Below are 19,336 nucleotides of genomic sequence, written 5' to 3' on the forward strand. Positions count from 1 at the left end.
TCAGATTTTTCTCCTAACATACGCACTCCCCGTACTGATTGAAGTCAGTACGGGGAGTTTTGCGCGATGAATGGAAGTCCTCTATTAATTCATGTCCAGTGAGTGCTAGACGAGGACGCAGTAGAACTTTCCCTTGTTGAGCTTCTTGTCTTGGTAAATTACCAGCCACTTGCCGTCTGGGAGATGGATCGCGTCTGCCCTTCCATAACCGAGGTCCCAAAGGTAGTGTAAGGTGTACTCACCCTTCACCTGGTTCGGACAATCCCAAATGAGTTTGGTCAAATGGTTGGGGACGGGGATCAACCACTTTTTTTGGGTTGTTCCCAAAAGGGTGGTGATGAACTCCAACGTGTCAACACCCGTCTTCCAGTCCCCTCTTGGGAACTCAGTGGGGATGTGGCGCATGAGCCGCTTCTTCATCTCGTTGGTGAAAGTTGTTTTCTCACTCATCTCAGCTACTCTTTTCTGGACGTCGTATAGACATCCTACTCGCATGATTGTTTGCCTTGCTGTAATATTATCGCCGTATGAGAATTCAAGTGCAAAGCAGGAACAGTCATATTTAACAAATATTTTACTTAACGTATCTCGTCAAGATAGACTCAAATATTACAAGAGAATTATAGGTCTGATATTGAAATAGGCTGGTTCATGCTTTTCACTGAGATGAAGGGGATTTTTATGAATTCAAACAAGACTTAAATCTCATTAGAATCAGGGATTAATTTTTGATGCTAAGGTATTTTAAGATTCTTTATTAGGGTTATAGAATATTTAAAGTCTTTTTTCTGAGTACTTAACTTATACAAAACAGCTTTTGCTTTATAGTGAAGACAGATAAAACAAACGATGCAAATAGAGTACCGAAGTCAGTTTGTTTCCTGAATTTCATTTGGATTTTAGTTTGAGTGCTTTGTCGACATTTCTTGTTTCGCTTTTCGCACTAGTGTTACCGCTTTCATCCTTATTTGGGGATTCTGCTGGATGGCAGGTGCTGACATATAAGGAAAAAGTACATTGGAATAGCACTTTGGATTACTATATTACAAATGTAGATGGCGCACATGCCTCAGGATATGTAAAAGTATGTAATAACTCTAGTGGAGGAAGATATTTTTATATCAAGGATTATGATCCAGATAATAAAGATGATCACTTTACTTATGCCTATCTGAACAGTGGTGCTTGTGACAGCTGGGATCTTACATCCATGTCAGGCATAATAGACGGAGCAAATAATCAAGCTGAAATTTATATTCAAACATCTAATGGTAATAGTTACTTCTTTATTTATGATTGATACCAAAAACGACCTCTGAAAAAGAATCAGAGGTCGTTTTTCTTTTAAAGAAATGCAAGATTTCTGATACTTTAGGCTGCCAGTTTTAGATGTCTACTATTAGCAGAAGTAAGAATTCTTTTTCAGTAATGACATTTATTTCCCTTAGTCCATTCTACAGACCTATGCATCTCAACAAAATTATCCTCTAGCATCATTTCTTCTAGTACGAGCTCATTTTTTTCATCTCTAGTTTTAAGTTAGAGAGTCACTTCGAATGCATGAGAGTAAAGAGAGTCATTCCTATCGAAACAAAAGTGTTTTTGTGTATGGTTTCTTTTGGGGGACTTATATACTTGTCGAATCGTTCTGACAAAGGCACATTACTCCTTTGCAGTTGCTACACACGGGGGCTTGATTCGAGAAACGTACAAAAAGAACCCCAACATCTAGTGGAATCATCTCATAAGGAAAGACCAAATAACCATGTGGAAGAAAAGAGGAAAAAGATAAAGGGTGTAATTTAAGTACAGCTAATGTGTTTCTTCAACTTTCAGAACTATTTTGTGTCACTATGAAAGTCTCTCATTCAATCAATTAGTATATTCATTATATTTTGAATTTAAATTAAATTTAAATATCTTTATACCAGACCTAGTAAATAAAAAATAAAGAAAATACTAACTAATTTTCGAATTATTTGTTACAATATAATAGCCAATTATTCACAATCTCAATTGTTAGGAAGGAAGTTCGAATTATGGTAAAAGTATTTGCATTTTACAAAAATATAAAAGATATGAATAAGTTTTTAGAGTTTTATACCGAAACAATCATTCCAAAATATAATAACCTTCCTGGAGTGCTTGAAACAAATATCATTCATCTCGAAAAAATGAGCCCAGATATTACCCAAGAGTTAGATGGACTTGAAATGATTGTTGAAGGCATTTATGAATCAAAAGAAGCAGCAATTGCCGTATTAACATCACCAGCAGGTCTAGAAATCTCAAAATTGCTTTCAGAGTGTACTTTAGCAGATATGTATATTTATTCGGGAAGTATAAAAAACTTTAGTGCTGTTTCCGCTACTAAAGCAATTGGGAATGTTCGACAAGATCCTGTAACGGATTTAAATTCTTCTGAGTTGACAGATAAGTAAAACTCTTCTTTTACATATGATGAAATGGGCAGCCTAATTTTGACATTCTAACCTAGTTGAAAATATGTTTTTTGTCTGTGTTTGTGTGGCCTACCCAAATGATTTTATGGGTGGAGATGGCGATACCGGAAGATAAGTATATTTAAATTGCTCCCGACGAATTGACGGTGGATTATTATGATTTATTTTAAAAACTATACAGTAAGTTATTTGGGCTAAGACAGTGATACAGAAAAGTGATTGAGTACTGTGACGAGTCAAACACCAGTTTCCTCTGTAATAAGTACTCCGCTTTTAGGTGCAATATCTTGTTGGCTCATTTTTTTAACCATTTGAAAATGGGAAAGAAAGATAAGAATGGATTTTTCATCGCACTTTTTTCTATCCCCTTCCTTGTAAATAGTATAGTTATATTTATTTATAGATGATCTCTTTTAGTTTCGCGTGGGTCATAAGATAGGATTAGTTGACTTACATAGAATGGGGAGGGCAATTTCAGCTATGGCATTCATGATCAACTTGACTAAAAGCCAAGCAGAAGATGGTCAATTAACGAGTATTCAGTATATTTTATGCAAAAGAATATTTTGAAGATGGATAGAGGAGATAAAAAACATCTTAATAGCTAATAAAAATCCTCAGATCGAAAGATTTGCAGGCTATATTCTCCAAGCTGTAAATGGGAAATAAAAAATAAAAGAATCCGGTTGGGATTGTCTCGTCGGATTCTTAGTTATAAGTCCATTTCGTTATACAAATTTTTGAAGAAACGCTGGCAATTCAAAACAACTTTTTAAAATGTTGTAGTTTACATACTTGGTTTGTTTATCAAATGATTCAACGTTAATATTTTGATGTTCTTTCGAACCAATCGTAAAGCTCCACAAGGCTCCAGGATACGTAGGAATAGTAGCTATGTATAGTTTTTGATGGGGGAATGTTTCACCAATGCGGCGGTAAGTTTGCGATGTTATTTCTTGATTCAGAAATGGTGACATACTTTGGCAAACCATTAATCCATCCGTCTTAAGGGCATCATAAATATCTAGATAGAAGCTTTTTGCAAAAAGTACTTCTCCAGGTCCAACTGGGTCAGAAGAATCTACAATGATGACATCATATTCATTTTTATGTTCTTTTACATATTGCATGCCATCTGTAAAGTGATAATGGACTCTCGGATCAGATAGGCGACCAGAGACTTCTGGTAGATATTCTTGGCATAGTTTTACTACAGTTTGGTCGATTTCTACGAGATCAATCGTTTCCACCTGCTCATATTTGGCTGCTTCCTGAGCTGCACCGCAATCGCCTCCCCCAATAATCAATACTTTTTTCGCATTTGGATGGATGGAAAGAGGAACATGGGTGATCATTTCGTTATAAATGTGCCCATCAGCTGAAGTCGTTTGCACTACACCGTCGAGAACCAATGTACGTCCAAAGTCAAAAGAATCCACTATCATGACATGTTGAAATTCGGATTGTTCTTCTGCCACAATCTCTTTAAGGCGATAACTAATTTTTAAATTATCGCGATCGTCTTCTACTAGCCAAGTTTCGCCGTTTATTTGTTGTGTATAAGTTGTCAAAATAACGCTTCCTTTCTATTGTTGTTTGGTTTTGTGACAAATATTTTGGAGAAGGTCTGAAAATTTGATGGTTGAGATCGAAGAATCATTGTATCCTCCTGCTTCCCAGAAGGTGTGAATTTCATTATAAAGATAAATAGAGGATCAAGTAAATATTAATGTACCAATGTGTGATATCTTCATCGGAATATTATAATATTTCAATTGAAAACCCCTTATATGTATATTATTATTTTTATCTAACATACATTTTTATGTTAGGAGCTTGTTGCATTATTCGCCTCAAAAGCTTAAATGTGCATGGATGGAGTGTCCTTTGTGTTTTTTTAATCACAGACACGGAGAACATGCATATCAAGAGACTTTTCCAGTGTTCAAATTTATTGTGCAACAACCTCTTCGATAAAAACAATTAAAGAAAAAAAGACCGCAACTCGCGGTCTTTACTTATGATTCATCGTTTATAATTACTTTCTTGCCACGTAATTTTAAAATTATTGGAATAAGTAACCATAATGCAGATACGATCAAAAAGCCAAGTGAAATAGGATGGGTTACAAATATACTCCAATCTCCATCTGATCCGGTCAGTGCCCTGCGAAGGTTATTTTCGATCATCGGTCCAAGAACCAAACTCAGCACAAGAGGGGCTAACGGGTAGTCATGTTTTGCAAAAAAGTATCCAAGTAATCCACAGAAGATGAGCAGATAGAGGTCAAAAGTTTCCACCTGTACAGCATAAACACCAAATACAGAGATTGCTATGATAATAGGAGTCAAATATTTGATAGGTGTTTCGATAATCTTGGCAAATATTTTTACTAGTGGCATATTGAGAATAAGCAGCATCAAATTTCCAATAAACATACTCGCAATGAGACCCCAAGCAACTTGTGGATGTTCCTCAAATAAAAGAGGGCCTGGCTGGACGTTATACATAATGAGTGCGCCCATTAGAATAGCTGTAGTACCACCACCAGGAATGCCAAGTGTTAACATGGGAACCATACCCCCGCCAGAGGCAGCATTGTTCGCTGATTCTGGCCCTGCTACACCTGCGATATTTCCTTTTCCAAAGGAATCAGGGTTTTTACTCCATTTTTTTTCTGCAATATAAGAAAAGAAAGAAGCGAGAATAGCACCAGCACCAGGTAATACCCCAATAAAAAATCCGATAATGGAACCACGAGCGATTGGAGCTGCACTATCTTTTAAGTCTTGTTTCGTAGGGAATACACGGCCCACTTTTGCAATAGCCTGTTCTTCTTTGTTTTTTTGCAGAATGGTAGAAAATACTTCTCCTAGCGCAAAGATACCCACTGCTACCGTTAAAAACTCTAATCCTTGGTATAGGACAGGGGTATTAAAGGTAAAACGAGCTACTCCAGAGACATTATCCATCCCGATCGTTGCTAATAGCAGTCCAATGACTGTTGCGATCAATGATTTCGTCATCGACTTACCTGCGAAGCTACTTACGGCACACAAACCAAGTAACATAAGAGAAAAGTATTCTGCTGGACCAAATTTTATCGCTATCTCTGATAAAGGTTGAGCTAGGAAAATTAGGCCAATTAAGGCAACAATCCCTGCGACAAAAGAGCCAATAGCGGCAATCGATAGTGCAGATCCAGCCCGTCCTTGTTTTGCCATCTGATAGCCATCTAATGTTGTGACAACGGAGGACGATTCTCCTGGTGTATTGAGTAGAATCGAGGTAGTAGATCCTCCATACATGGCACCGTAATAAACACCAGCAAGTAGAATGATAGCACTAGAAGCAGCTTCTTCTGCGGATGCCCCTGATGTAAGCGTAGCAGTAATTGGAATTAAGAGAGCTACCCCGCTCATTGGCCCAATTCCAGGTAATACTCCAACAGCAGTCCCGATCAATACTCCAATGAATGCAAATAAAAGATTGTCAGGTTGTAATGCTACGAGAAATCCATTCCATAAAAAATCTATAACACCCATTAAATCACCATCCTATGATTGGAAGCGGGGGCAGGGTACCTTCTAAAATCTGTACATATAGATAGTAGATACCAATAGAGAAACCAGCTGAAACTAGCAGTGTTTTCAACCAGCCGCCTCTTTCCATTGTTTGTATTGCGATAACTAAGAAGAGGAAGGTAGAAAGAATATATCCAATTATTTCCAAAGTCATAACATACAGCAGTAAACTTCCTACAATGATGGAAAAACGCTTCCAATCTAAATCTTCTCGCTCTTGTTTTTCATCTTGATAGTGAAATGTTTCATAAAATAAACGAATACTTAGCAGTATAAGGGCAATTCCCAAGATTATCGGAAATAAGTCAGGCCCTACCCCGCTTCCATAGGAAGCGGAGGCAAAGCTGCGACTTTGAATGACAAAAAATGCACCTACTAATACCAATATTACTGCGGTTATTCGATCAGTTCTGCGACTGCTCATTATTTATTCATCCCCAATGAGGTTAGTAGTTCTTTTACTTGTTTGTTTTGTTCTTGCAAAAATTTTGTGAAGTCTGCAGAACCTTTATAATCACTGAGCCAACCTCTAGCTGCAATTTCTTTTTGCCAGGTTTCGTTTTCGGAAAGCGCTTTCAATTTATCTTCCCAATACTTTTTAGCAGTTGCATCCATCTCTTTTGGACCAAAGATGCCGCGCCAGATATTAAATTCCGCATCAATTCCAAGTTCTTTTAACGTAGGTACATCTTTTAATTCGCCAGTAAGTTTCTCTGGAGCAGCGACTGCAAGCACTCGTACTTTTCCAGATTTCACATACTCTAATACGGAAGAAGCATCTGTGGATACAACATCTGCATTTCCACCGAGTAGGGCTGCTATTGCTTCTCCGCCACCATCATAAGAAATATATTTTAGTTTTTTAATGTCAATACCAGATTTGTAAGCTGGCAGTACAGATATCAAATGATCCATGGAACCAGGAGCTGACCCGCCGGCAAAAGCGATACTTGATGGATTTTGTTTCAATTTAGCAATAAGTGCAGGCATATCTTTTATAGGAGAGTCTGTTTTCACAGCATATATACCATAGTCTTTCGTAAGCCCAGCAAGTGGTGTAGTGTCTTGATACCCAAAAGGGCTATTGCCTTCTTTTTTCAGATTATTAATCAGTATGGGTGGTGAATTAACAAATAATTTGTATGAGTTCTTTTTTTCTTGGGTAGCATATTCAGCCATAAAGACTGCCCCGCCCCCGCCTGGCCGATTTTCAACCGTAATGGTTTTTTCAACTAACTTTGTTTCATTCAGTACTTTTGAGATGGAACGTGCGGTTTGATCCCATCCCCCACCAGCACCTGAGGGTGCAACAATCGTAATAGGTTTACTAGGATAGTTACTTCCTCCGCCAAAATTAGGACTAGAAGAACATGCACTCAGGCTGAGAGCTAAAAATCCTGTCATGAGAGCAGTTGCCCACTTATTCATCTTCATTTTATGCCTCCTTTTGATAGCGCTTACAATTTAAATATAGAATGGATTATAAACCATTTATTAAATAAAAGATAGTTTTAACAAATGGAAATATGTATTTTTATTTGATATGCCTAATTTAGGAATGATTAGACAAATAAAATGGAGGCTGATTTAGAAAAAAGTTTACTCTAAGTCTTATCATTAGCAGTATTTTTTTGAACCGAGTATTTCTTCATAATATATATTTCTGAATGAAAAACGATCATTGGATATTTATGTAAAGAAAAATTTATAGATATTATTTGTAGTTTTTAATATAATCATTTTAACAAAATAGAACCAATGGTTCTAATATAGGTACAGGTGATGAGATGAGCTTAAAAACATTGGAAAATTCTTTAGGATTATTAGAATTTTTCACGAGAGAAACGCCGGCTTGGGGAGTGCGTGAGTTGGCAAAAGCAAGTCAAATGAGTCATTCTGTTGTACACCGAATTTTGTCAACCTTTGAAAAAAGGGGATTTTTGATGCAAGATCCTCAGTCTCACAAATATGAGCTGGGCATTAGCTTTTGGCAGTATGGGCAAATGGTCCAAGAAAAAATTCATTTAAATGATCTCATTCATCCAGTATTAGAGAGAATTTGCAAAAGTGTTGGAGAATCAGTCTTTTTTACCACATTGGATGGTCAAGAAGGTGTCTGTATCGACATCGTGGAGAGTTTGCAGATTATCAAATACGCGGTTTCGATTGGTAGTCGCACACAATTATATGCTGGTGCTTCAAACAAAGTGATGATGGCTTTTTTGTCAGATGATTTACAAGAATCCATTATGAAACGTGGTCTGGTCCCTGTTACCCCAAATACCATTATCGATGAACACAAGTTAAGGGAAGACTTGACTGATATTCGGCAAAAAGGTTGGTGTTATTCGGTAGGAGAATATACGGAATCCGTTTTTGGGGTGGCGATTCCTTTGTTTAATTATCGCAACGAAGTTTTTTCTTCCATAACCATCGCAGGGCCTGCTTATCGAGTGAAAGAAGATCAGATTCAGCCAGTAGTTAAACTTCTTCGAGAAGAAGGAAAGAAGCTGCAAGATTATTTTCACCGTCTCAGAATTGCGAAGATTTGAGAATAACAAAATTGCAAGGTTGGTGGTGGGATTTTTTTTAATTTAAAAATATATAAAATTCTACAAAAGGGAGGTAGGCTCATTGTTTGGGTATATCTTAAGAAGGCTTTTGTATATGATCCCTGGTTTTATTGGCATCATTCTCATCACTTTTGTGTTATCACGCGTTCTGCCCGGTGATCCAGCTGTCATGATTGCTGGAGAACAAGCACCGCCTGATGTAATCGCTAAGATAAGAGTGGAACTAGGGCTAGATCAACCTATCTATATTCAATTTGTAGATTATGTAAAGAAACTATTTCAAGGAGATTTTGGTACTGCATGGCATACGGGGCATACAGTTTTGCAAGATTTTTCTTCCCGATTACCAGCAACAGTGGAACTTACTTTAGCTAGTATTTTTATTGCTATTTTGATAGCGATTCCAGTCGGGATCATCGCCGCGGTGAAAAAAGAGTCTATTTTGGACCATATCTCTCGGGTCTTTTCGTTGATTGGAGCTTGTGTTCCTATTTTTTGGTTGGGATTAATGTTCATTTTTCTTTTTTACTCCAAGTGGGGATTTTTTCCAGCTCCGATGGGAAGGATCAGCGATGGCATCAATCCGCCAACTGCGATTACAGGTTTATATATACTCGATAGTTTGCTTTCAGGAGATATGATCGCATTTAAAGATTCACTCATGCATTTGATTTTACCAGCTATCTGTTTGAGCACTGGTACGATGGCGATTGTCGCGAGAATGATGCGGTCAAGCATGCTGGAAGTAATCGGTCAAGATTACATTCGAACAGCACGAGCCAAAGGAATGCGAGAGTCAAAAGTTATTATGAAACATGCGCTTAGCAATGCGTTTATTCCCACGCTTACTTTACTCGGGTTGCAGTTTGGTTTTCTGATCGGTGGTGCGGTAATCACAGAGACCATTTTTAGTTGGCCTGGAGTTGGCGGATATATAACAGATTCCATCCTTGCCACAGATTATGCGCCCATTCAAGCGTTTACTCTAATGAGCGCGATTGTATTTAGTATCGTTAATTTGATTGTAGATGTTTTATATGGAGCACTCGATCCACGGATTCGTTATGAATAGACGAAAGGAGGAAAACGATGTCTACAGCTGATGTAACCATTGCTACTGCTCCTGTGAAGAAAAGGAAGAGAAAGAAGACGTTTTTCACACTTCTTTTGAGTAATCGTTTAGCAGTAATTGGCTTATTTTTTATCGTAGTTTGGACGTTACTGGCGGTTGTTGCACCATGGATTGCCCCTCATTCGCCAACAGATACCGATACCGTATCTAAATTGCAAGGTCCTACTATCCAGCATTGGCTCGGTACAGATAATTATGGGCGTGATATTCTCAGTCGAATTCTCTACGGTGCACGAATTTCGATTTGGACTGGGTTAATCGGAGTAGGTATATCTTTCATCATTGGAGTCCCTCTAGGAGCTATTGCCGCTTTTTATGGAGGGAAATTGGGAAATTTCATTATGCGCTGTATGGATGTTCTGCTCGCTTTTCCTTCTTTGATCTTAGCAATGGCGATTGCTGCATCGCTTGGCCCAGGGTTGATCAGTGCAATGATCGCAGTTGGTATTGTTGGTATACCAGAGTTTGCCCGATTGATGTACGGGCAGACGATTACCTTAAAAGAAAAGGAATTTGTAGAAGCGAGTAAGGCTATTGGTGTCAAAGACAGTACGATTATGTTTCGGCATATTTTCCCCAATGCTCTAGGGCCAATTTTGGTACATGCCACACTTGGCATGGGTTTTGCCATCTTAGTTGCTTCTAGTTTAAGTTTCTTAGGTTTAGGGATTCAACCACCTACTCCAGAGTGGGGAGCAATGATCTCGGAAGGCAGAGAGTACATCATTACAGGTGAGTGGTGGCTTGTTACCTTTCCAGGTCTAGCAATTGCAACTTCTATCCTTGGTTTCAATCTACTTGGTGATGGATTACGAGATGTATTAGACCCTCGACTTCGCTCAAGTAAGTGAAATATAAATGAGCAAATCTACTAACATTTTGTTCCACACTCGCAGGATAGCCTTATCTGAGGTGGGGATAGTCGTATCTATTTTTGTTTAAAGTCTATTTACCTATTTGATAAAGGAGTGTATTCATATGCTGGGCAAGAAAAAGTGGATGTCCTCTCTAGCTGTATTGCTTACAGGGGCATTGTTTGTAACAGGTTGTGCATCAAATGCAAATTCCAATCAAGGAAATCAAGACACACGAAAAACGATGACCATCGCTTATTCTGACGGTGGACAAACGCTCGATCCAGCAGAAGCAAGCGATCTTACTTCTGACACCATGACCATGAACGCCTATGATCAATTGGTGACATACGGAGTCAAAACAGTGGATGGTAACCAAAAAGCAGATACAGAAGATATCAAACCAATGCTCGCATCAGAATGGAAAGTTTCTGCTGATGGCAAAACATATACCTTCATATTGCGTGATGCTAAATTCCACAGTGGAAATCCAGTAGATGCAGAGTCTGTAGTTTATTCGATGAATCATGTGAAGAACTCTCAAAATGGTAGTTTTATGTACCAAATGGCTTCTATTAAAAAGGTAACAGCCAAAGATGACAAAACCGTTGTAATTGAACTAAATCGTCCAAACCACATGTTCCTTCAAATGATTGGAATGTATACCTTCTCTATCATCGATGGAAAAACAGTAAAAACAAAACCCAAAGACTATTTAAAAACCAATACTGCTGGTTCTGGTCCATATAAAGTAGATTCATGGGACCCGGCTTCTCAAGCGGTTCTTTCAGCCAATACAAGCTACTGGCAAGGTGCTCCAAAGATTAGCAAAGTGACAATGAAATTTATCAAAGAACCTTCTAACCGTGTTATGTTACTGAATAAAGGCGATGTTGATCTTGCAATTGAAATACCTCCAAAAGATGTGGACAGCATTAAGAAAAACGCGAAACTCAACGTAACCTCTACTCCAAGTAATCGGATTTTGTACTTTGCTTTTAATGAAAAAGTAAAACCTTTTGACAATGCCAAAGTTCGACAAGCAATCAACTATGCAATTCCATATGATCAATTGGTACATGACGTCATGTATGATCAAGCAAAACAATTGAAAAGCTCTATTCCAAGCAGTATGCCTGGATATACGGAAGACGGTTTTGTATATAAACATGATTTGAATAAAGCAAAGCAATTGCTTAAAGAAGCAGGTCTTCCAAATGGTTTTACATTCGATTTCACGTTAGGTTCTGGTTTTGATGACTGGAAAGATGACGCAGTTCTCATTCAAGCAGAGTTGAGGAAAATTGGTGTCACGATGAATATCAAGCCAATGGCTCGTCCTGAATTTCTAACTGCAGTAAACCAAAAAACGCTTACTACCTATATTTCTAAGTGGACTTCCTTTGTGAATGATCCTGGATATCATTTAGGACTATTGTTATACAGCAAAGGTTCCTCCAATGCATTCAGCTACAATAATGCCCAAGTAGACAAGCTGTGGGAGCAAGCTGAAATAGAGAAAGATAAACAAAAGCGTGAAGCTCTGTATAAACAAATGCAAGTATTGATCAATGCAGATGCACCATGGGTTTATCTCTATGAATACAACCGGGTAGTCGGATCGAAGAAAGAAGTAAAAGGTTATATCACCTATCCAGATGAATGTATTCGTTTCTTCCCTCTATCCAAATAAAATAATGGTTTCCCCTTAAGTGAATACTTGAGGGGGCCTTTTCCATAGGAGTGTAGAATTGTGGATCTTCAACAAAAAGTAATAGACGAAATCGAACGACAAAAAGAAGACTTACTTGCCCTCTGCTCTAAATTGTTGCAGATGAATACAGAAAATCCACCCGGTGATACAAGTGAGATCAGTGAATTTATTATTCGGTACTTATCTTCTTTTGGCATTGAAACAGAAGTTCATGAATCAAATCCTAAAATGTTTAATTTGATTTCATCCATTGGTGAAAACAAGGACAATAAGCATCTCATTTTATGTGGACATACAGATGTTGTTCCAGTTGGAGATTTGGAGAAATGGGATTTTGATCCTTTTTCTGGACATATTGAAAATGGATTTATCCACGGTCGAGGCGCAAGCGATATGAAATGTGGCCTAGCAGGCCTCGTTTTTACGATGGGATTGTTCAGACGACTGGATATCCCTCTGGCAGGTAAACTTTCTTTACTCGTAGTACCAGATGAAGAAACGGGTGGAGAATATGGAGTCCCTTGGGTATTGGAGCGCAGTCTCATACATGGATCTGCTGCTGTGATTGCTGAGCCGTCTCATCCACAACATCCGACAATTGGACAAAAAGGCAGCTGTTGGTTTGAAGTTGAGATCGAGGGGACTCCTGGACACGGCAGTTTGTCTCCTGTTATTGGAGACAGCGCGATTTTAAAAGCAGTCAAAGCAATTGAAGTACTGCAAAACATTTGGAATTTTGAAGTGAAGATACCTGATGAAATGAAAGAAATCATTGAAATCACGAAAGCATATATTCGCAAACGGGAAGAAACAGATACGAGTGATGTGTTGGATCATATCACCGTAAATATCGGGACTATTCATGGTGGAACGAAGGCAAATGTGATCGCAGATCATGTCGTCATTCAGGTGGATACACGGTTGCCTTTTGGAGTTCAAAATGAGGAGATGTTTCCAAAGGTAAGAAAATTGTTAGCGGATGCAGGGATCGAGGCAAAAGTACGTCCAATCGGTTTCCAAAGTACGGCAAACTGGACTCCTCCAACAAATGAAATTGTTTCTTCTTTGGTGGAAAGCATCAAACAAGTCAGTCAAAAAGATGCTTATGGTGTATTGCAATGGGCTTCTAGTGATGCAAGACATTTTCGAGCACACAACATTCCGGTGCTGCAATATGGACCTGCTGATCTTCCGACGATTCATTCTTATAACGAACGTGCGCCAATTGATCAAGTGATTCAAGCAGCAAAAGTATATGCACTCACTTCTCTAAAATATTTAGGAGTGAAGTAGAAGGAGGGATACGCATGGAGACTCTACTTCGTGTAGAAGATTTACGAACACAGTTTCATACAGATGCGGGTCTCGTGCATGTGGTAGACGGCGTAAACCTTGAGTTAAAAAAAGGCGAAATTCTGGGCATTGTAGGGGAGTCTGGTTGTGGAAAAAGTGTGACATCGCTTTCTATCATGCAACTTTTACCCAAAGGAATTGGCAAAGTAACTTCTGGTAACATTTCGCTAGAGGGAAAAGATATTCTAGCAATGTCTAAATCAGAGTTGCGAAAAATGCGAGGAAGCCAGATTTCCATGATATTTCAAGAGCCGATGACTTCGTTAAATCCTGTCTTTAAAGTAGGAGACCAAATCATGGAAGCAATTCGTTTTCATATGAAGCTTTCTAAAAAAGAAGCAAAGTCATATGCGATTGAGATGTTAACGAAAGTTGGGATCTCTCGTCCCGAATCAGTTGTAGATGAATATCCGCATCAGCTTTCCGGAGGAATGCGGCAGAGAGTAATGATCGCGATCGCTATGGCATGTGAGCCAAAGATTTTGATCGCTGATGAGCCAACTACAGCACTAGATGTGACCATTCAAGCGCAGATTTTAAATTTAATGCGTCAACTGCAACAAGAAAAAGGGACATCCATCATGTTGATCACCCATGATTTAGGGGTGGTTGCAGAAATGTGTGATCGAGTGGTGGTGATGTATGCAGGGCAAGTGGTGGAAGAAACAGATGTAAAATCACTGTTTAAAAATCCGAAACATCCTTATACCAAAGGCTTATTAGCCTCGCTGCCCCAACTTACAAGTGAGTCAGATCGATTAAACTCCATCCCAGGGCAAGTGCCCGCATTAGATGAGATGCCAGTAGGGTGTCGGTTTGCTCCACGTTGTGAATTCCGAATGAGTGTTTGTGAGACAAGCAATCCTGCTTTGCTCGATACAGGGGAACTACACAACTGTCGATGCCATTTATACCAAGAGGAGGGGGTTTCGTCATGAGTACTTTATTACAAGTGACCAACTTGAAGAAACATTTTCCTGTCACCAAAGGTTTTTTTCAAAAGCAAGTTGGAGCAGTGAAGTCAGTGGATGGAATCTCCTTTGAAATGCAAGAAGGAAAGACACTCGGAATCGTTGGCGAATCAGGTTGTGGTAAATCGACTACTGGTCGAGCATTGCTGCGAATTTTGGAACCAACTGAAGGAGAAGTTGTATTTGATGGGGTTAATATAGGCAAATTAACAAAAGACGAGCTTCGATCTTTTCGTACCAATATGCAGATGATATTCCAAGATCCCTATGCTTCTTTAAATCCAAGATGGACGGTTCAGCAAGTATTGGAAGAACCATTACTCACTCATGGTAAGAACTCCAAAGAGACAATAAAACAAAGAGTCACAGAATTGATGGAGTTGGTTGGTTTATCTCCGCAACAAGCTGGTCGTTTTCCCCATGAATTTTCCGGTGGTCAGCGTCAACGGATTGGGATCGCTCGGGCAATTGCTTTAAATCCAAAGTTTATTGTCTGTGATGAACCAGTATCTGCTTTAGATGTTTCCATTCAAGCACAAGTCTTGAATCTGATGAAAGACTTGCAACAAAAGTTTTCCCTCACTTATTTGTTTATTTCCCACGATCTGTCTGTGGTGAAATTTATTAGTGATCGAGTAGGTGTGATGTACTTGGGAAAATTGGTGGAACTAGCACCGACAGATGAGGTTTTTGCAGAGCCTTTGCATCCCTATACCAAAGCACTGATTTCCGCTGTTCCAGTGCCTGATCCCGAAGCAAAAAGAGAGCAAATTGTGTTGTCTGGTGATGTACCGAGCGCGTTAAACCCTCCGAAAGGATGTGCCTTTCATACCAGATGCCCTGTTGCGATGGATGTTTGTAAATCTGTTGTTCCTAAATGGCAAGAAGTTTCGACAGGCAGACAAATTGCTTGTCACTTATATGAATAAATCAAAAGAGAGGAATGGGAAAGTATGTCTTTAAAACAAACAATAACAGCATTTGAAGCATTAGATGATGCCTATGTAACAGGAGAGAAAGTAAAGTCTTTGTTTACAGAAAATGAACAAGTAGAAGTAAAGGTTCAAACGGTTAATGGTGAAGGCGGTTCTACTGACTTCATTCAAATTCGTATCAAAGGAACAACCGGTAAATCTAGCGGAGGAAATGCACCTACTCTTGGAGTAGTTGGGAGATTAGGGGGAATTGGAGCACGTCCCAGCCGGATCGGTTTGGTATCGGATGGAGATGGTGCTATTGCAGCCGTTGCTAGTGCACTTAAATTAGCAGATATGGTGCAAAAAGGAGATCAGTTGGCAGGAGATGTCATCATCGCTACTCATATTTGCCCTGACGCACCTACTCTTCCACATGATCCAGTAGATTTTATGGATTCACCAGTAGACATTTTGACGATGAATAAGTATGAAGTATCTGATGAAATGGATGCTATTTTATCGATTGATACGACAAAAGGAAATCGTGTGATTAATCACAAAGGAATAGCTATTTCTCCTACAGTGAAAGAAGGCTATATCCTGCGAGTAAGTGAAGACCTGCTCCGCATTATGGAGATGACAACAGGCCAATACCCAGTTACGTTTCCCATCACAACGCAAGATATCACTCCTTATGGCAATGATGTCTATCATGTAAATAGTATTTTACAACCATCAGTCGCTACAGATGCTCCAGTAGTTGGCGTCGCAGTCACTGCACAATCGATGGTTCCTGGGTGTGGTACTGGTGCAAGTCATGAAATCGATATTGCGCAGGCAGTCCGTTATGCGGTTGAAGTAGCGAAAGAGTTTACAAATGGTACTTGCAATTTTCATGATCAAGGAGAATTTGATCGTTTGGAAAAATTATATGGCTCGATGAAAGTTCTTCAAACAGCGGGAAACCAAACAGCAAACCAATAGAGGTGAATGTGAGATGTCAAGGAAAATAGGGATCGTAACAATAGGACAAGCGCCTCGCACAGATGTACAACCTATTTTTCAAAAGTATCTTCCTGATGTAGAAGTCGTTCAAGCGGGTGCTTTGGATGGTTTGCAAAAAGATCAAATCGATCAGACTCTATCTCCTGTAGATGGGGATTATGTTTTGACGACTCGTCTACAGACAGGTGACTCTGTTTTGGTTGCAAGGCATAAGATCGAGTCTTTGTTACAACAGAAGGTGCATCAGCTCGAGGATGCTCAGTGTGATCCGATTCTTGTGCTTTGTACAGGTGTCTTTGAGAGTTTAATAACTAAAAAAAGTGTACTTCTAGAGCCTGACCATGTTATTCCGCCTGTCGTCGCCGCTTTGGTCAAAAATAGAAAACTCGGAGTAATAGCTCCTCTTGAAGAACAAATTGATGACTTAGAAGAAAAATGGATTAATGTAGGACTTTATCCTTATATGGCAGCAGCTTCTCCCTATACAGGTGATCATCTTGAATTTGAACGAGCCGTCCAGAAGCTAAAAGCCCAAGGAGCAGAAGTATTGTTGATGGACTGTATGGGATATGATGAACAGATGAAGGCTGAAGTGATAGAAATCTCTGGTCTTCCTGTGATATTATCGAATGCATTAATGGTAAAACTGATGTCTGAGTTAGTGTAGTGGGGGGATAAAAATGGCAGATTCCATCGATGCCAGTGTGAAACTGCTGGAAGATTGTCTAGGTCTAAAGCAAAATGAATTGTTTCTTATTGTGACAGACAACAAAAAAATAGCATTAGCCCAGCAATTGCACCAAGCAGGACAACGCATTGGTGCGGAGTCCATGCTTTTATTAATGGAAGAAAGAAAGAAATCCGGTCAAGAACCGCCGATTCCTGTAGCAGAAGCAATGAAACAAGCAGACGCTGTCGTCTGTATTACTGAGCACTCCCTGACTCATACAGCAGCTCGTAAAGAAGCTGTTGCTACAGGGACAAGAGTAGCGACAATGCCGGGTATAACAGAAGATATGTTTTACCATGGAGCTGTCACCGCAGACTATAAAAAAGTGAGAGCGCTTACGGAAAAAGTGACCACTTATCTAGAGCAGAGCAGCGAAGTGAGAATTGAAAAAGAAGGGGAATCACTAACCTTCTCTATCGCAGGTCGCCATGGAATTGCTAGTACGGGAGTTTTGACAGAGCGAGGAGACTCTGGAAATCTTCCATCAGGTGAAGCATACATAGCCCCAGTTGAAGGGACTGCTACTGGAAAGGTTAAAGTAGACGGTTCTATTGCAGATATTGGGATATTGAATTCCCCTTTATGGCTCACCTTGGAAAATGGGAAGTTGGTAGATGTACAAGGAGAGGCAGCAGAGCAACTTCTCACGTTGCTTCATACTGATAAAAGCAGACAACTCGCTGAATTTGGGATCGGAACCAATGATAAAGCTAGAATCACAGGTGTGGTTTTAGAGGACGAGAAAGTATACGGCACCATTCATCTGGCATTTGGTAGTAATGTGACTTTTGGCGGTCAGATTGAAGCGGGAGTACATATTGATTTGGTGATCAGAGATCCAGATGTTTACTTAGATGGGAAGAAATTCATCAACAAAGGAATTCCGTTAGTGAACATGTCGCTATCAAAATAGATAACGTTGCAGGAGCTGGTACAACTTGTACCAGCTCCCGTTTATTCTACTCCCTTAGGTTTTTAAGAGCAGAAATTATGGGCGGAATGCTGTCCCTCATGGAATCATAGGGAAGCCCCACCATGCCATTAGCTAGAACATTTCGAAACCCAAGAAGAAGGCTTTGTGTGGTTTCAACGGGTGTATATTTGCCAACCTTGGCAAAACGAAATCCGATTCTTTGCATTTCTTGCAGGATTCGTTCAGTCGATTCCAGTTTTTCAATTGCCTGTGTTAAGTTATTTTGAAATTCGGCTTGTTTGCTAGCTGGAATTGATTTTCCTTTCACAGCTGTAAAGTCATAAGCTGCTTCCAGATGTTGAATAGCGAGGTTGATTTTTGTGACCCGATCAAATTTGCTCACTGTTTGTGCCCTTCTCGAGTTTGGATTTTTCTTGCACCATTATATCAAGGGAGTGAGTAGCATGGAACACATAAAAGAAAATACAATCGTATGTTTGGAGATGGTGGTCTATTGTTTATTTTGATGTAAATGATGTATTGTAAATCAGGTGCCATGATTACAGTATCATTACTGTAATCATGGCTTTACCCTGTTTGGGCATGGACCCTCAGGGGTGTTAGTGTCGACGTTTATCACCGCAACATTTGAAGACTTTATTCTTTCCTTGGCAGTAATCACTCGAACAATCACCAGCATGCGAGTCCTTCTCTCGGGGGATTTTTGAGAGGGTTTAATCCTTTGTATACTAAGGAGATTTTTTAGAGCGGCTTTTTTATAAATGGATCATATTATTTTGACAAATAAAACTGATTTTTTCCTAATTGTTAACTTGGTGTTTACTGATATTTTTTAATCATTTTCGAGTGAGCTTTTGATTAACTGACTCCCAATCGCTTACGCAATTAAATGAGTATAGATATACCGACTCCAATTGCTTCTGCTCTTTTTCCAAAACTGTACGATATGTTCAAGTATTCCACGATTAACATACCTGATGTGTGAACAAATAAACATCTCTTTACTATTCCTTTGATCTAGAATAAGAGCGAAAATCCTTTCTTCTAAAAATATTCCTAGAGTCCTGCTACTTGACTATTAAAAAATTAACACGCTAGTATATAAAT

At 39.2% G+C, this 19,336-nt stretch carries 18 protein-coding genes; 12 read left to right on the forward strand and 6 right to left on the reverse strand.

Going from position 1 to position 19,336, the window contains the following annotated elements; all coding sequences use genetic code 11:
• Positions 1 to 105 precede the first annotated feature (105 nt).
• Positions 106 to 450: a hypothetical protein gene (locus tag GSM42_RS07200; protein WP_160800879.1), complete on the reverse strand. Its 345-nt coding sequence runs from the start codon at positions 448 to 450 to the stop codon at positions 106 to 108.
• Between the two features lie 424 nt (positions 451 to 874).
• Here GSM42_RS07200 and GSM42_RS07205 point away from each other — a divergent pair, with 424 nt between their 5' ends.
• On the forward strand, positions 875 to 1,300 hold the full coding sequence (locus tag GSM42_RS07205; RefSeq protein WP_160800880.1) for a hypothetical protein: 426 nt from the start codon (positions 875 to 877) through the stop codon (positions 1,298 to 1,300).
• Positions 1,301 to 2,039: 739 nt separating this feature from the next.
• The gene (locus GSM42_RS07210) at positions 2,040 to 2,441 is read left to right on the forward strand and encodes an EthD domain-containing protein (RefSeq protein WP_160800881.1); all 402 of its coding nucleotides are present in this window, start codon (positions 2,040 to 2,042) and stop codon (positions 2,439 to 2,441) included.
• Positions 2,442 to 3,190: 749 nt separating this feature from the next.
• Here the strand turns inward: GSM42_RS07210 and speE are convergent.
• The 4 genes from speE to GSM42_RS07230 form a co-directional block, all read right to left on the reverse strand.
• Positions 3,191 to 4,033: a polyamine aminopropyltransferase gene (gene speE / locus GSM42_RS07215; protein ID WP_202404831.1), complete on the reverse strand. Its 843-nt coding sequence runs from the start codon at positions 4,031 to 4,033 to the stop codon at positions 3,191 to 3,193.
• Between the two features lie 447 nt (positions 4,034 to 4,480).
• Positions 4,481 to 6,007, reverse strand: a complete 1,527-nt coding sequence (locus GSM42_RS07220; protein ID WP_160800882.1) for a tripartite tricarboxylate transporter permease — start codon at positions 6,005 to 6,007, stop codon at positions 4,481 to 4,483.
• A gap of 4 nt (positions 6,008 to 6,011) precedes the next feature.
• Positions 6,012 to 6,470: a tripartite tricarboxylate transporter TctB family protein gene (locus GSM42_RS07225; protein ID WP_160800883.1), complete on the reverse strand. Its 459-nt coding sequence runs from the start codon at positions 6,468 to 6,470 to the stop codon at positions 6,012 to 6,014.
• The gene (locus tag GSM42_RS07230; RefSeq protein ID WP_160800884.1) at positions 6,470 to 7,480 is read right to left on the reverse strand and encodes a tripartite tricarboxylate transporter substrate binding protein; all 1,011 of its coding nucleotides are present in this window, start codon (positions 7,478 to 7,480) and stop codon (positions 6,470 to 6,472) included. Before GSM42_RS07230 ends, GSM42_RS07225 begins: the two co-directional genes overlap by 1 nt.
• 353 nt (positions 7,481 to 7,833) lie before the next feature.
• Between GSM42_RS07230 and GSM42_RS07235 the strand changes: the two genes are divergently transcribed.
• From GSM42_RS07235 to GSM42_RS07280, 10 genes are all read left to right on the forward strand, one after another.
• Complete coding sequence (locus GSM42_RS07235) at positions 7,834 to 8,598, forward strand: IclR family transcriptional regulator (RefSeq protein WP_160800885.1); 765 nt, start codon at positions 7,834 to 7,836, stop codon at positions 8,596 to 8,598.
• A gap of 82 nt (positions 8,599 to 8,680) precedes the next feature.
• The gene (locus GSM42_RS07240; protein WP_160800886.1) at positions 8,681 to 9,691 is read left to right on the forward strand and encodes an ABC transporter permease; all 1,011 of its coding nucleotides are present in this window, start codon (positions 8,681 to 8,683) and stop codon (positions 9,689 to 9,691) included.
• A 17-nt stretch (positions 9,692 to 9,708) separates the two neighbouring features.
• Positions 9,709 to 10,602 (forward strand): ABC transporter permease, encoded by an 894-nt coding sequence (locus GSM42_RS07245; RefSeq protein WP_160800887.1) that lies wholly within the window; start codon positions 9,709 to 9,711, stop codon positions 10,600 to 10,602.
• Between the two features lie 127 nt (positions 10,603 to 10,729).
• Positions 10,730 to 12,298: an ABC transporter substrate-binding protein gene (locus GSM42_RS07250; protein WP_160800888.1), complete on the forward strand. Its 1,569-nt coding sequence runs from the start codon at positions 10,730 to 10,732 to the stop codon at positions 12,296 to 12,298.
• Positions 12,299 to 12,355: 57 nt separating this feature from the next.
• Entirely contained in the window at positions 12,356 to 13,612 is a 1,257-nt protein-coding gene (locus tag GSM42_RS07255; RefSeq protein WP_160801107.1) for an ArgE/DapE family deacylase, read from the forward strand.
• Positions 13,613 to 13,626: 14 nt separating this feature from the next.
• Positions 13,627 to 14,610 (forward strand): ABC transporter ATP-binding protein, encoded by a 984-nt coding sequence (locus GSM42_RS07260; RefSeq protein WP_160800889.1) that lies wholly within the window; start codon positions 13,627 to 13,629, stop codon positions 14,608 to 14,610.
• Complete coding sequence (locus GSM42_RS07265; RefSeq protein ID WP_160800890.1) at positions 14,607 to 15,572, forward strand: ABC transporter ATP-binding protein; 966 nt, start codon at positions 14,607 to 14,609, stop codon at positions 15,570 to 15,572. The genes GSM42_RS07260 and GSM42_RS07265 overlap by 4 nt, the downstream gene beginning before the upstream one ends.
• Positions 15,573 to 15,596: 24 nt before the next feature.
• Positions 15,597 to 16,544 (forward strand): DUF1177 domain-containing protein, encoded by a 948-nt coding sequence (locus GSM42_RS07270; RefSeq protein ID WP_160800891.1) that lies wholly within the window; start codon positions 15,597 to 15,599, stop codon positions 16,542 to 16,544.
• A gap of 13 nt (positions 16,545 to 16,557) precedes the next feature.
• On the forward strand, positions 16,558 to 17,232 hold the full coding sequence (locus tag GSM42_RS07275; RefSeq protein WP_160800892.1) for an AroM family protein: 675 nt from the start codon (positions 16,558 to 16,560) through the stop codon (positions 17,230 to 17,232).
• A gap of 13 nt (positions 17,233 to 17,245) precedes the next feature.
• On the forward strand, positions 17,246 to 18,208 hold the full coding sequence (locus tag GSM42_RS07280; RefSeq protein WP_160800893.1) for an aminopeptidase: 963 nt from the start codon (positions 17,246 to 17,248) through the stop codon (positions 18,206 to 18,208).
• Positions 18,209 to 18,254: 46 nt separating this feature from the next.
• On the opposite strand, the gene GSM42_RS07285 is transcribed toward GSM42_RS07280, so the two are convergent.
• On the reverse strand, positions 18,255 to 18,611 hold the full coding sequence (locus tag GSM42_RS07285) for a hypothetical protein (protein ID WP_160800894.1): 357 nt from the start codon (positions 18,609 to 18,611) through the stop codon (positions 18,255 to 18,257).
• Between the last annotated feature and the right edge of the window lie 725 nt (positions 18,612 to 19,336).

Origin of the sequence: Shimazuella alba, assembly GCF_009831235.1 — a bacterium.
In the GTDB taxonomy this organism is placed as follows: Bacteria; Bacillota; Bacilli; order Thermoactinomycetales; family Thermoactinomycetaceae; genus Shimazuella; species Shimazuella alba.